The following is a 15,191-nucleotide window of genomic DNA, read 5'->3' on the forward strand; positions in this document are numbered from 1 at the left end:
CTTATAAAAAATGATATAATGGTAAAAAGATTGAAAGGGAACCGATTATGAAAAAAAGATGGCTGTTGGCTTTGGTATTTGCTTATTTATTATTTATACCGAGTCTGGTTTTTGCAGTAGACTTTGATATCTTATCCTATCAGGGTGATTTGAATATTCATGCAGATAATACTGCAATTTTTAAGGAAACAATTACCTACCGCTTTGGAGATGATTATAATGGTCAGTTAGTTGGACTCGGGAAAGCTGGGAAAATGCCGGAAGGATTTGACATTGATCCCGATCCGACCGTTCAGGTTTCTAAAAATGGAAGAATTGTTCAAAATGCTTCCTTCTATACTATGGAGGAAGAGGACGGCTACAAGGTAAAAATTTACAATGCTGGCTATGCTGGAGATACTGTTCGGGTAACGGTTACCTGGAAACTAACCAACCTTCTCTTCTTATATAAGGATATCGCAGAGCTAAATTGGCAACCCTTGACCGATAGTACTGGAGACATCAAAGAGATTGAGTTTAAAGTTAGCTCTGATACCCCAGCAGAGAAACTCTATTTTCATGCAGGTCAACTCCTAAGGGACTCTAGTGTTGAAAAAGTAAATAATCTCTATCATGTCAAAATGAAAGACCTTCCTAGAAAGCGACAGATCGAATTACACGCATACTGGCTGAGAAGTGCTTTTGCAGGAGCTCCAGATCAAGGATTAGAGGAAGAACGTTTAACCGATTTTAACCGGATTGAAAGCAATATAGCGACAGAAAAAGCGCAAAGTGAGATAATGATGAAATGGGTGTTCCCCGTCATTTTTATGAGCCTCTTACTTTTAGTTCCTCTCTTCTATAGGATGTTTCGTCAGAGTACAAGCATTAAAAAGGTCTTTCCAAAAGATCATCGACTCTACGAACCACCGATGGATTTGCCTCCGATGGTTTTAGCAGAAGCAGTGTATTCAACCTCCTTAGAGGAAGTCAATCCCCTAAACAAATCAGGGTTTGGTAAATTTACTTTTGAACGTTTGATTCAGGCAACCTTGTTGGATTTAGTAGATCGAGGCCATTTATCTATTTTCCAAGGGGATGAGGAACCTTATGTGCGCATTATCAGTGAAAAGGGTTTGTCCAATTTTGAGAAGGAATGCCTGCGCATGACTTTGTCAAATAAGAAAGAATTGGCTATTTCAGAGCTCTTCCCTGATTACCAAGTTTCATCTTCCCTTTACCGTGGTGCCAAAGAGTCAGATGAAAAACATATCCGAGAAACAGGCTCGCGTCTCAAACGCTCCTTTGAAGGAAGACTTCAACGCATTCAGTCTTGTGTCAAGGATAAGGTCCATGTACTTCGTATCCCAAGCTACTATCGTCCCTTGACAAGTGAGGAACGTCGCCTTGCTCTCGGGATGCGGGTCTGTTCAGCCATAACAGCTCTAGGTGGACTGCTATTCTTTTACTATAGCTGGCAAACACATGGTTTCTTTTCGATCCCATTTCTACTCTTAGGATTGACAGGATTAGGGACTAGTTTCTGGGTTTACCTTGCCACGCGAGGAGCCTATCGCGATGGAGTTCTAACAGAGGAAGGAGCGGAGATCTTCTATCTCTGGACGAGTTTTGAAAATATGCTTCGCGACATCGCTCATCTGGATCAGGCCGAGCTAGAGAGCATCGTCCTTTGGAACCGTCTATTGGTCTATGCGACTCTCTTTGGTTATGCCAAGAAGGTGAGCAAGTTAATGAAAGTTCGCCATATTCAGCTTGAAAATCCAGATTTGAATCTTTATGTAGCCTATGGTTGGCACTCACAGTTCTACACCTCAACTGCACAAATCAAGCAATATACAGCTGTCGCAAATACAGCTAGCAATTACTCTGTATCTTCTGGAAGTGGAAGTTCAGGTGGAGGATTCTCAGGAGGCGGAGGCGGTGGTAGCATCGGCGCCTTCTAAAAAATCTATCGCAACATCTGAAATTATGCTATAATAGAGGACAGAAAAAGGAGTAATGTATGTATTTTATTGAAATTTTGAAGTCAATCTTTTTTGGGATTGTTGAAGGAATTACAGAATGGTTGCCCATTTCAAGTACTGGCCACTTGATCTTGGTTGAAGAATTTGTACAATACAAGGACCAAAATGAAGCCTTCATGTCCATGTTTAATGTTGTCATTCAGCTTGGTGCCATTTTAGCAGTTATGGTCATTTACTTTAATAAGCTTAATCCCTTCAAACCTGGTAAAACTAAGGTCGAAGTTCGTAGAACTTGGCAATTGTGGTCAAAAGTCTTGGTTGCGACCTTGCCTTTGCTATTGGTTTTTAAATTAGATGATTGGTTTGATGCCAACTTCCATAACATGGTTTCAGTTGCAATCATGTTGATTATCTATGGTGTTGCCTTTATCTACCTTGAAAAACGAAATAAGGCGCAAGCCATTGAACCAATAGTAACAGAGCTTGACAAGCTGCCTTATAAAACAGCCCTTTACATTGGGCTCTTCCAAGTCCTCGCTCTTTTCCCAGGAACGAGCCGTTCAGGTGCAACTATCGTTGGTGGTTTGTTGAATGGAACAAGCCGCTCAGTCGTAACAGAGTTTACCTTCTATCTCGGAATTCCTGTTATGTTCGGAGCCAGTGCCTTAAAGATTTTTAAATTTATTAAAGCAGGTCAACTATTGAGTTTTGGACAACTGTTCTTGCTCTTGGTAGCTATGGGTGTTGCCTTCGCAGTCAGCATGGTTGCCATTCGTTTCTTGACCAGCTATGTGAAGAAGCACGACTTTACACTCTTTGGTAAATACCGTATTGTACTCGGTAGTGTCTTGCTGCTCTATAGTTTTGTGCGTTTATTTGTATAAGAAAAAGCTTGAAGGAAGATTCCTTCAAGCTTTTTAAAATCCTGTCACCGTAATTCCTAGTAAACGGATACCTTTTTCTTTGTAAGCTAGTTCTTCGTAGAGTTGAAGGGCAGTTTGAGAAATCTGACTAGCGTCCTGTGTTGCTTGTGGGAGGCTTTTTCGTCTAGTCAGAGTGGAGAAGTCAGCATATCGTATTTTGAGGATAATGATTTTTCCAGCTTTGTCCTGCTTGCTGAGATTGTGAGCTACCTTTTCTGAGAGAAGAGTCAGCTCTTTTTTAATGTCTTCTTCTACTTGTAGGATCTTTCCGTAGGTTTTTTCCTTGCCAATGGACTTACGAATGCGATTGGACTTGACCGGCGATTTATGAATGCCCCTTACCTTTCGATAAAGGTCAAAACCGAGTCTGCCGAACCGATCGATTAAAGTGACTTCTGAGATGTCCAATAAGTCCGCACCAGTATAAATGCCCATTTCATGAAGGCGTTCAACTGTTTTTTTGCCCACGCCATGGAATTTAGCAATGTCCATTTGTTTGAGGAAGTCTTGGGCTTGATCTGGGAGAATCACTGTCAAACCATGTGGTTTTTGATAGTCACTAGCCATTTTAGCTAGGAATTTGTTATAAGAAACACCTGCAGAAGCAGTCAGGTGTAGTTCCTGCCAGATATCCTGTTGGATGAGGCGGGCAATTTTGACGGCTGACTTGATACCGAGTTTATTTTCTGTCACATCCAAGTAGGCTTCGTCAATACTCATAGGTTCAATCAAATCAGTGTAGCGTTTAAAAATAGCTCGAATCTCAAGTCCTACAGTCTTATACTTTTCATAATTTCCTGAGATAAAGACAGCTTGGGGACAGCGCTCATAAGCTTCTTTAGAGCTCATGGCTGAATGAACACCAAAAGCCCGCGCCTCATAGCTACAGGTAGAAACGACACCTCGACCACCTGTTTGTCTAGGGTCGCTTCCGATAATGACAGGTTTGCCCTTTAACTTGGGATTATCTCTTATTTCCACCGCAGCAAAAAAGGCATCCATGTCGATATGGATGATTTTTCTGGACAAATCATTTATCAATGGAAATATGAGCATTATTGCACCTTTCTAGCGTCATTTTCTATTCATTATACCTTTTTTTCTGAAAAAATGGAAAAGAGTAATCCTACTTTCAAAAATATAATACAGATTGTGCCTAAAATTAGACTGTATTAGAAAAGAAAGTAACAAAAAAGCCGGATTTCGCTTGTTGAAATCGGTTACTGTGTGGTATACTTGTCTCATGAATGTAACAGATGGCTGTTACTAGAAAGAAAAATGAGGACATTAACATGGTTGTTAAGACAGTTGTTGAAGCACAAGACATTTTTGATAAAGCTTGGGAAGGCTTCAAAGGTGTAGATTGGAAAGAAAAAGCAAGCGTTTCTCGCTTCGTTCAAGCTAACTACACACCTTATGATGGTGATGAAAGCTTCCTTGCTGGACCAACAGAACGTTCACTTCACATCAAAAAGATTGTAGAAGAAACTAAGGCTCACTACGAAGAAACTCGTTTCCCAATGGACACTCGTCCAACATCTATTGCTGATATTCCTGCCGGATTTATCGACAAAGAAAATGAAGTTATCTTCGGTATCCAAAACGATGAACTCTTCAAATTGAATTTCATGCCAAGAGGTGGTATCCGTATGGCTGAAACTACTTTGAAAGAAAATGGATACGAACCAGATCCAGCTGTTCACGAAATCTTTACTAAATATGTAACAACAGTTAACGACGGTATCTTCCGTGCTTACACTTCAAACATCCGTCGTGCTCGCCACGCTCACACTGTAACTGGTCTTCCAGATGCATATTCACGTGGACGTATCATCGGTGTTTACGCACGTCTTGCTCTTTACGGTGCAGACTACTTGATGCAAGAAAAAGTAAACGACTGGAATGCAATTAAAGAAATTGATGAAGAAACAATCCGTCTTCGTGAAGAAGTAAACCTTCAATACCAAGCATTGCAACAAGTTGTTCGCTTGGGTGACCTTTACGGAGTTGATGTCCGCAAACCAGCAATGAACACGAAAGAAGCTATCCAATGGGTTAACATCGCCTTCATGGCTGTCTGCCGTGTTATCAATGGTGCTGCTACATCTCTAGGACGTGTGCCAATCGTATTGGATATCTTTGCAGAACGTGACCTTGCTCGTGGTACATTTACTGAATCAGAAATCCAAGAGTTCGTTGATGATTTCGTTATGAAACTTCGTACAGTTAAATTTGCTCGTACAAAAGCTTATGACCAATTGTACTCAGGTGACCCAACCTTCATCACAACTTCTATGGCTGGTATGGGTAACGACGGTCGTCACCGTGTTACTAAGATGGACTACCGTTTCTTGAACACTCTTGACAACATCGGTAACTCTCCAGAGCCAAACTTGACAGTTCTTTGGACTGACAAATTGCCATACAACTTCCGTCGCTACTGTATGCATATGAGCCACAAACACTCTTCTATCCAATATGAAGGCGTGACAACAATGGCTAAAGACGGATACGGAGAAATGAGCTGTATCTCATGCTGTGTGTCACCACTTGACCCAGAAAACGAAGATCAACGCCACAACATCCAGTACTTCGGTGCTCGTGTAAACGTTTTGAAAGCTCTTCTTACTGGTTTGAACGGTGGTTACGACGATGTTCACAAAGACTACAAAGTATTTGACATCGATCCTATCCGTGACGAAGTTCTTGAATTCGAATCAGTTAAAGCCAACTTCGAAAAATCTCTTGACTGGTTGACTGACACTTACGTAGACGCTTTGAACATCATCCACTACATGACTGACAAGTACAACTATGAAGCTGTTCAAATGGCCTTCTTGCCAACTAAACAACGTGCTAACATGGGATTCGGTATCTGTGGATTTGCTAACACTGTTGATACATTGTCAGCGATTAAATACGCTACAGTTAAACCAATCCGTGACGAAAATGGCTACATCTACGATTACGAAACAATCGGTGAATACCCACGTTGGGGTGAAGATGACCCACGTTCAAACGAATTGGCAGAATGGTTGATCGAAGCTTACACAACTCGTCTACGTAGCCACAAACTTTACAAAGACGCTGAAGCTACAGTATCACTATTGACAATCACATCTAACGTTGCTTACTCTAAACAAACTGGTAACTCACCAGTCCACAAAGGTGTATACCTCAACGAAGATGGTTCTGTGAACTTGTCTAAACTTGAATTCTTCTCACCAGGCGCTAACCCATCTAACAAAGCTAAAGGTGGATGGTTGCAAAACTTGAACTCACTTGCTAGCCTTGACTTTGGTTACGCAGCTGACGGTATCTCATTGACAACTCAAGTTTCTCCACGTGCTCTTGGTAAGACTCGTGACGAACAAGTTGATAACTTGGTAACAATCCTTGATGGTTACTTCGAAAACGGTGGACAACACGTTAACTTGAACGTTATGGACTTGAACGATGTTTACGAAAAGATCATGTCAGGTGAAGACGTTATCGTACGTATCTCTGGATACTGTGTAAACACTAAATACCTCACTCCAGAACAAAAAACTGAATTGACACAACGTGTCTTCCACGAAGTTCTTTCAATGGATGACGCATTGAGCTAAGATTCAATTAGAATAGAAAGAAAGCTAGTCTATAGGACTGGCTTTTTTGTGTACTTACATTATCTATTCAAGACTTCAAAAAAATTTTAAAAAAATAGTCAAATTTGGTCAAAAAACTATTGACTTTTACTGACTAATGTGATATAGTAGGAACATAAGGAAAATGAATTCCTTAAAAACTTCATTTTCAATGATTCTATTTCTTGAAAATGTACGATAGATACCCTAGAAAGGGGTGAGGCCTATGTTAAATCTAACAGATTTTGAAAAGAAGATGATAAAAGGCTTATTTAAGAAAGAAAAACCAGAAATTATACGTAGAGTAGTTAGTTAGCTAGTCTAAAATTTTTAAAACAAAGGTCAAAGATAGTCAATATCAGAGATCGTACTTAATTAACAATAAACGAGGTAAAGAATATGAACAACAACTTTAATAACTTTAACAACATGGATGATTTATTTAACCAATTGATGGGTGGTATGCGAGGATATAGTTCTGAAAATCGTCGCTACTTGATTAATGGACGTGAAGTGACACCTGAGGAATTTGCTCACTATCGTGCAACTGGTCAATTGCCAGGAAATGCAGAATCTGATGTGCAAATGCAACAACACGCTTCAGGTATGAAACAAGACGGTGTCCTTGCTAAACTAGGTCGCAACTTGACAGCGGAAGCTCGTGAGGGCAAGCTGGATCCTGTAATCGGACGAAACAAGGAAATTCAAGAAACATCTGAAATCCTCTCACGTCGTACGAAAAATAATCCTGTTCTAGTCGGAGATGCAGGTGTTGGTAAGACAGCCGTTGTCGAAGGTCTAGCACAAGCGATTGTGAATGGAGATGTTCCGGCTGCCATCAAGAACAAGGAAATAATTTCTATTGATATCTCAGGTCTTGAGGCTGGTACTCAATACCGTGGTAGCTTTGAAGAAAACGTTCAAAATCTAGTCAATGAAGTAAAAGAAGCAGGGAATATTATCCTCTTCTTTGATGAAATTCACCAAATCCTTGGCGCTGGCTCAATCGGAGGAGACAGTGGTTCTAAAGGGCTTGCGGACATTCTCAAGCCAGCTCTCTCTCGTGGTGAATTGACCGTTATTGGAGCGACAACTCAAGACGAATACCGTAACACCATCTTGAAAAATGCAGCTCTTGCTCGTCGTTTCAACGAAGTCAAGGTTAATGCTCCTTCAGCAGAGGATACCTTTAAAATTCTTCAAGGAATTCGTGACCTCTACCAACAACACCACAATGTTATCTTGCCAGATGAAGTCTTGAAAGCAGCAGTGGATTATTCTATCCAATACATTCCACAACGCAGCTTGCCAGATAAGGCTATCGACCTTGTCGATGTAACGGCTGCTCACTTGGCAGCTCAACATCCTGTAACAGATGTTCATGCTGTTGAACGAGAAATCGAGGCAGAAAAAGACAAGCAAGAAAAAGCAGTTGAGGCAGAAGATTTTGAAGCAGCTCTCAATGCCAAGACACGTATTGCTGAATTAGAGAAAAAAGTCGAAAACCACACAGAAGACATGAAAGTGACTGCAAGCATCAACGATGTGGCTGAGTCTGTGGAACGAATGACAGGTATCCCAGTGTCACAAATGGGAGCGTCAGACATCGAACGTTTGAAAGATATGGCTCATCGCTTGGAACACAAGGTTATCGGCCAAGACAAGGCGGTTGAAGCTGTAGCTCGTGCTATCCGTCGTAACCGTGCTGGTTTTGATGAAGGCAATCGCCCAATCGGTAGCTTCCTCTTTGTAGGGCCTACTGGGGTTGGTAAGACGGAGCTTGCTAAGCAATTGGCGCTCGATATGTTTGGAACCAAGGATGCGATCATCCGCTTGGATATGTCTGAATACAGTGACCGCACAGCCATTTCTAAATTGATCGGTACAACAGCTGGTTATGTTGGGTATGATGACAATAGCAATACCTTGACAGAACGTGTTCGTCGCAATCCATACTCTATCATTCTCTTGGATGAGATTGAAAAGGCGGATCCTCAAGTCATTACCCTTCTCCTCCAAGTCTTGGATGACGGTCGTTTGACTGATGGTCAGGGAAATACCGTTAACTTTAAAAACACTGTCATTATCGCAACATCAAATGCTGGCTTTGGCTATGAAGCCAACTTGACAGAAGATGCGGATAAGCCAGAATTGATGGATCGTTTGAAACCATTCTTCCGTCCAGAATTCCTTAACCGCTTTAATGCAGTTATCGAGTTCTCACACTTGAATAAGGAAGACCTTTCTAAGATTGTGGACTTGATGTTGGCGGAAGTCAACCAAACCTTGGCTAAGAAAGACATTGATTTGGAAGTCAGCCAAGCAGCTAAGGACTTTATCACAGAAGAAGGTTATGACGAAGTTATGGGTGTTCGCCCTCTCCGTCGCGTGGTTGAACAACAAATTCGTGATAAGGTAACAGATTTCCACTTGGATCACCTAGATGCCAAACATCTAGAAGCAGATATGGAAGATGGTGGTTTAGTTATTCGTGAAAAAGCCTAATACTCTTCGAAAATCAAATTCAAACCACGTCAACGTCGCCTTGCCGTACTCAAGTACAGCCTGCGGCTAGTTTCCTAGTTTGCTCTTTGATTTTCATTGAGTATAAGACAAAATTTTGAGAATAAAAAAGAAGGAACTAGCTAAAAAGCTGGTTCCTTTTTGTGTTTAGATGACATGGCGCTCAAAGGCATCATCTGAGATTCCTTGTTCCAGAATGAGTTTCGCCCATTCTTTAGCAGAAAAGAGGCTGTGGTCCTTGTAGTTTCCGCAAGATTCGATGGTTGTTCCAGGAACATCTTCCCAAGTAGTAGTCTCAGCGATTTCCTTGAGCGAATCCTTAATAACAGCTGCAATTTCGGCACTGGTATGGCGTCCCCACATAATCATGTGGAAGCCTGTACGACAACCAAATGGCGAACAGTCAATCATACCGTCAATGCGGGTACGGATGAGTTTGGCTAAGAGGTGCTCAATGGTGTGAAGACCAGCGGTAGGGATAGAATCCTCATTTGGCTGTACCAAGCGAATATCAAAGTTGGAGATGACATCTCCCTTTGGCCCTGTTTCCTCCCCAATCAAGCGAACATAAGGTGCTTTGACAATGGTGTGGTCAAGTTCAAAACTTTCAACAATAACTTCTTTTGACATGGTAGTTCCTTTCAGTTTTCTTCTTTCATTATATCATAAAGGGTGCTGTTGAGATAGAGAGAAAACCTCTCCGATGAAGGAGAGGTTTGAGTTTTTTATTTGCGATATAAGCGGTCGTATTGGTAATAAGGGTCAAAGGTTACGTTGATACCCAATTTGCGAAGGACATTCTTGTCTTCATCGGTCAAGATGATGGTTGAGTGGGCTTCGCTTCCTTTGAGGTTACCAAGTTCTTCCATGGCACGCGCAGCATCTGGATTTTCCATAGCTGTGATGGCTAGCGCAATCAAAATTTCATTTGAGTGGAGGCGAGGATTGCGGCTACCTAGGTGATCGATTTTAAGACCTTGAATTGGTTTGACGACTTCAGGTTCGATTAGTTTCACTTCCTTAGCGATATTAGCTGATTTTTTGATGGCATTGATCAAGGCGGCAGCTGTAGGACCAAAGAGTTCAGAGTTTTTACCAGTCACGATTTCCCCGCTTGGCAATTCAAGGGCTAGGGCAGGACCACCAGTTTCTTCTGCTTTTTGGCGTGCAGCAACAGCAACCTTACGGTCTGCAGGTGTGATGCCGAGGTCGTTCATGAGCAACTCAATTTTCTTGACAGCAGTTTCTCCGACTTTTTCAGCTTTAAAATCAAGAACAGTTTGATAATAGCGACGGATGATTTCTTGTTTAGAAGCTTCGATAGCAGCCTCATTATCTGTAATAGCGAAGCCAACCATATTGACACCCATGTCTGTTGGAGAAGCGTATGGAGATTCGCCGAGGATGCGCTCTAACATGCGCTTGAGCACTGGGAAAATTTCGATATCACGGTTGTAGTTGACAGTGGTTTCTCCATAGGTTTGAAGATGGAATGGGTCAATCATGTTGACATCATCAAGGTCTGCGGTTGCAGCCTCGTAGGCCAAGTTGACTGGGTGATGAAGGGGAAGATTCCAAACTGGGAAGGTTTCAAATTTAGCGTAACCAGACTTGATACCATTGATTTGGTCGTGGTACATGTTTGACATACAAGTGGCCAATTTTCCAGAACCAGGTCCAGGAGCGGTTACGACAATCAAGTTGCGACTGGTTTTGATGTAGTCGTTTTTCCCCATACCTTCTGGAGAAATGATGTGGTCCATATCCGTCGGATATCCTTTGATTGGGTAATGAAGATAGGAATCAATCCCGTTTTTATCTAACTGGTTGCGGAAGGCATCTGCAGCGGGTTGGCCAGCGTATTGTGTGATGACAACCGAACCAACAAAAATTCCCAGTTCATTGAATTTGTCAATCAAACGAAGAACTTCTTGGTCATAAGAAATGCCTAGGTCGCCACGTGCTTTGGAATGTTCGATGTTGCTAGCATTAATGGCAATCACAACCTCAACCTGCTCTTTCAATTCTTGCAAGAGCTTGATTTTATTGTCAGGCTCATAACCAGGAAGTACACGAGCAGCGTGGAAATCTTCTAACATTTTGCCACCAAACTCCAAATAGAGCTTGCCATCAAATTGGTTAATGCGCTCCAAAATGTGGTCGCGCTGTAGATTCAAATATTGTTCAGAACTAAAAGCTTGTTTTTTCATTTTTTTACCTCTGATCTCTATTATAATAAAAAATTGGAAGATAGGAAACTACGGAGTCAAAAAAGAAATCAAAAAGATTAGGCAAACGCTTGCACTAAGTTTGAAAAAGCGCTATCATATACTATAGATTATTAAAATAATGAGGTAAACAGATGCAAGAAAAATGGTGGCACAATGCCGTAGTCTATCAAGTCTATCCAAAGAGTTTCATGGACAGTAACGGAGATGGAATTGGCGATTTGCCAGGAATTACGAGTAAGTTAGACTACCTAGCTAAGTTAGGAATTACAGCGATTTGGCTTTCTCCCGTTTATGACAGTCCTATGGATGATAATGGTTATGATATTGCTGATTATCAAGCGATTGCTGCTATTTTCGGAACTATGGAGGATATGGATGAATTGATCGCTGAAGCTAAGAAGCGTGATATTCGTATCATCATGGACTTGGTGGTCAATCATACCTCGGATGAGCATGCTTGGTTTGTCGAGGCCTGTGAAAATCCTGATAGTCCCGAGCGAGACTACTATATCTGGCGGGATGAGCCCAATGATTTGGAGTCTATCTTTAGTGGGTCTGCTTGGGAATACGATGAAAAATCAGATCAATACTATCTTCACTTTTTCAGCAAGAAACAGCCTGATCTCAACTGGGAGAATGAAAAACTGCGCCAGAAAATTTACGAGATGATGAACTTCTGGATTGATAAAGGAATTGGCGGTTTCCGTATGGATGTCATTGACATGATTGGGAAAATTCCTGATGAGAAGGTAGTCAATAATGGTCCTATGCTCCATCCTTATCTCAAGGAAATGAACCGAGCGACCTTTGGGGATAAAGATCTCTTGACAGTAGGAGAAACTTGGGGGGCAACGCCAGAGATTGCTAAGCTCTACTCTGATCCAAAAGGACAAGAATTGTCTATGGTCTTCCAGTTTGAACACATCTGTCTTCAGTATCAGGAAGGGCAACCTAAGTGGCACTACCAAAAAGAGTTAAATGTAGGGAAGTTGAAAGAAATCTTCAACAAATGGCAGACAGAGTTAGGAGTTGAAGACGGCTGGAATTCCCTCTTTTGGAATAACCATGACCTTCCTCGCATCGTCTCTATCTGGGGAAATGATCAAGAATACCGTGAAAAATCCGCCAAAGCCTTTGCAATCTTGCTTCATCTCATGAGAGGAACTCCCTATATCTACCAAGGTGAGGAGATTGGGATGACCAACTATCCGTTTGAAACACTGGACCAAGTAGAAGATATTGAATCCCTCAACTATGCGCGTGAGGCTCTTGAAAAAGGCGTTCCGCTAGAGGAAATTATGGACAGCATCCGTGTCATTGGTCGTGATAATGCCCGTACCCCAATGCAATGGGATGAAAGCAAAAATGCTGGCTTCTCAACAGGTCAACCTTGGTTGGCAGTTAATCCAAACTACGAAAAAATCAACGTTCAAGAAGCACTGGCAAATCCAGATTCTATTTTCTATACTTATCAAAAACTCGTTCAAATCCGCAAGGAAAACAGTTGGCTGATTCGAGCTGATTTTGAATTACTCGATACGACTGATAAGGTCTTTGCTTATATCCGTAAGGACGGTGACCGTCGTTTCCTAGTTGTGGCTAACTTGTCCAATGAAAAACAAAACTTTTCAGTAGAAGGAAGAATTAAGTCAATCTTGATTAAAAACACTACTGCTAAAGAAGCAGTTGAAAAACAGACCTTGGCTCCATGGGATGCTTTCTGTGTGGAACTAACGGATTAAAATAAGTGAACCTCAAGCCTTTGATGCTTGGGGTTCTTTTGTTGAAAAATATATAGAAAAGCCTTTAAAAAATATTTGTTAGAATTTTCTAAAAAATCTGGCGAAAGTCCTTGCTTTTATGAAAAAATAGGGTATAATGGTGAAAACACTATCTTTAAGGAGATTACTTATGAAATCGAAAAAGTGGCTCTTAGGAGCAGGTGCTGTTTTGAGTGCAGCCCTACTGTTAACTGCTTGTGGGCAAAGTGAAAAGAAAGCGGATGCTCCCAAAACATTCTCTTATGTCTACGCTATGGATCCATCTTCTTTGGACTATAGTGTGACGAGCAAGAGCTCAACCTCTGACGTTATAGCAAACGTTGTTGATGGTCTTTTGGAAAATGATAAGTATGGGAACTTAATTCCATCACTTGCAGAAGACTGGTCTGTTTCAAAGGATGGTTTGACTTACACCTACAAACTTCGTAAGGGTGTAAAATGGTATACTTCTGATGGAGAAGAATACGCTGAAGTTAAAGCTAAAGACTTTGTTACTGGGCTTAAACATGCTGCTGACGGAAAATCAGATGGTCTTTCTTTGATTCAAGATTCTATCAAAGGTTTGGCAGAGTATGTTAGTGGTGAGAGCAATGATTTCTCTACCGTAGGAGTTAAGGCTGTTGATGATTACACGGTAGAATACACGCTCAACAAACCAGAAAGTTTCTGGAACTCTAAGGTCACAACTGCAACCATGCTCCCAGTTAATGAAGAATTTTTGAATTCTAAAGGGAGCGACTACGGTGCACCAACCCCATCAGGTATCCTATATAATGGTCCTTATTTCTTGAAATCATTGACTTCAAAATCAGTCATTGAATATGAAAAGAATCCAAACTACTGGGATAAGGATAATGTCAAGATTGACAATATTAAACTAACTTTCTACGATGGATCAGACCAAGAATCTTTGATTCGTAGCTTTACACAAGGAGCTTATACAACAGCTCGTCTCTTCCCGACAAGTTCAAATTTTGAGTCAACTAAACAAGAGTACGGCGATAAGATTGTTTACAGTCCACAAGAAGCGACTAGCTACTACCTCACTGTTAATGTAAACCGCCAATCTTACAATAAAACAGCCAAAACAGACGAGGCTCAAAAAACTTCAACGAAAGAAGCTCTTCTCAACAAGAACTTCCGTCAGGCGCTGAACTTTGCCCTTGACCGTCACTCATACACTGCTCAGTTGAATGGTGAAGAAGGCGCGAACAAGATTATCCGTAACAGCCTAGTGCCTCATGACTACGTTCAAGTTGGTGAAAAAACCTTTGGAGAGTTGGCACAGGCAGAGCTCGTTTCATATGGAGACCAGTGGAAAGATGTAGCTCTTACAGATGGCAAGGATACAATTTACAGTCCTGAAAAAGCTAAGGCAGCCTTTGCTAAAGCCAAGGAAGAATTGCAGGGCAAGGGGGTTACCTTCCCAATCCATTTGGATATCCCGGTTGAACAAACAGATGTAATCGCGGTTCAACAAACTAACTCACTCAAGCAGTCTATCGAATCATCACTTGGTACTGAAAATGTCATTGTCGATGTCCTTCAAATGACAGATAATGAGAAAATGAGCATTACATCTCAAGCCAAGGTTCCATCCCAAAAAGACTATGACTTGAACGGAACTGGTTGGGGACCAGATTATCAAGACCCGGCTACCTACCTCAACATCCTTGATGCTAAGAAGGGTTCTGCCCTTAAACACTTGGGGATCAATCGCGGAAAAGATCCAGAAGTGATGGCTCAAGTTGGACTGGACGAATACAAGAAACTCTTGGATGACGCTGCAGCTGAAACCAGCGACCTTAATAAGCGTTATGAAAAATATGCTAAAGCTCAAGCTTGGGTATCGGATAGTTCACTTTTAATCCCAGTTGCTTCTTCAGGTGGTTCTCCAACGGTTAGCCGTACTGTACCATTTACAAAAGCTTACTCTCAAGTCGGGATCAAGGGAGACCCATTTGTGTTCAAAGGTTTGGAGTTGCAAAATGACGTTGTGACTGCAAAAGAATACGAAGAAGCCTTCAAGAAATGGCAACAAGAAAAAATCGAGACAAATGCCAAATACCAAAAAGAACTTGAAAAACACGTCAAGTAATCTATAAATAGAAAAGGAAGTTGCAGGAAACTGTGCTTCCTTTTT

General features: G+C 41.4%; 9 protein-coding genes. 6 read left to right on the plus strand and 3 right to left on the minus strand.

The features are described from left to right. The first annotated feature begins 47 nt into the window (after positions 1 to 47). Both AXF18_RS04855 and AXF18_RS04860 read left to right on the plus strand, forming a co-directional pair. Positions 48 to 1,943, plus strand: coding sequence for a DUF2207 domain-containing protein (locus tag AXF18_RS04855; protein WP_049550493.1), 1,896 nt, complete (start codon positions 48 to 50; stop codon positions 1,941 to 1,943). A 59-nt stretch (positions 1,944 to 2,002) separates the two neighbouring features. Then, positions 2,003 to 2,848 (plus strand): undecaprenyl-diphosphate phosphatase, encoded by an 846-nt coding sequence (locus AXF18_RS04860; protein ID WP_065371565.1) that lies wholly within the window; start codon positions 2,003 to 2,005, stop codon positions 2,846 to 2,848. 33 nt (positions 2,849 to 2,881) lie between these two features. Here AXF18_RS04860 and dinB read toward each other — a convergent pair whose 3' ends face one another. Then, positions 2,882 to 3,943 (minus strand): DNA polymerase IV, encoded by a 1,062-nt coding sequence (dinB, locus tag AXF18_RS04865; RefSeq protein ID WP_065371566.1) that lies wholly within the window; start codon positions 3,941 to 3,943, stop codon positions 2,882 to 2,884. A gap of 236 nt (positions 3,944 to 4,179) precedes the next feature. Here dinB and pflB point away from each other — a divergent pair, with 236 nt between their 5' ends. Together pflB and AXF18_RS04875 are read left to right on the plus strand one after the other, a co-directional pair. Then, positions 4,180 to 6,495, plus strand: a complete 2,316-nt coding sequence (gene pflB / locus AXF18_RS04870) for a formate C-acetyltransferase (RefSeq protein ID WP_065371567.1) — start codon at positions 4,180 to 4,182, stop codon at positions 6,493 to 6,495. 417 nt (positions 6,496 to 6,912) lie between these two features. After that, positions 6,913 to 9,018, plus strand: a complete 2,106-nt coding sequence (locus AXF18_RS04875) for an ATP-dependent Clp protease ATP-binding subunit (protein WP_049477915.1) — start codon at positions 6,913 to 6,915, stop codon at positions 9,016 to 9,018. A 165-nt stretch (positions 9,019 to 9,183) separates the two neighbouring features. Here AXF18_RS04875 and AXF18_RS04880 read toward each other — a convergent pair whose 3' ends face one another. Both AXF18_RS04880 and AXF18_RS04885 read right to left on the minus strand, forming a co-directional pair. Next, positions 9,184 to 9,666, minus strand: a complete 483-nt coding sequence (locus AXF18_RS04880) for an S-ribosylhomocysteine lyase (protein ID WP_000032557.1) — start codon at positions 9,664 to 9,666, stop codon at positions 9,184 to 9,186. 95 nt (positions 9,667 to 9,761) lie between these two features. Continuing rightward, positions 9,762 to 11,246 carry a DUF1846 domain-containing protein gene (locus AXF18_RS04885; protein ID WP_065371568.1) on the minus strand — a complete coding sequence of 495 codons (1,485 nt, stop codon included), beginning with the start codon at positions 11,244 to 11,246 and terminating at the stop codon, positions 9,762 to 9,764. 152 nt (positions 11,247 to 11,398) lie between these two features. On the opposite strand from AXF18_RS04885, the gene AXF18_RS04890 reads away from it, so the two are divergent. Continuing rightward, a complete protein-coding gene (locus AXF18_RS04890; RefSeq protein WP_065371569.1) occupies positions 11,399 to 13,009 on the plus strand; it encodes an alpha-glucosidase in 1,611 nt (536 codons plus the stop codon). A 169-nt stretch (positions 13,010 to 13,178) separates the two neighbouring features. After that, a complete protein-coding gene (locus AXF18_RS04895) occupies positions 13,179 to 15,146 on the plus strand; it encodes a peptide ABC transporter substrate-binding protein (RefSeq protein ID WP_065371570.1) in 1,968 nt (655 codons plus the stop codon). The last annotated feature ends 45 nt before the right edge of the window (positions 15,147 to 15,191 follow it).

The sequence above is a fragment of the Streptococcus sp. oral taxon 064 genome, assembly GCF_001683375.1.
GTDB classification, from domain to species: domain Bacteria; phylum Bacillota; class Bacilli; order Lactobacillales; family Streptococcaceae; genus Streptococcus; species Streptococcus oralis_S.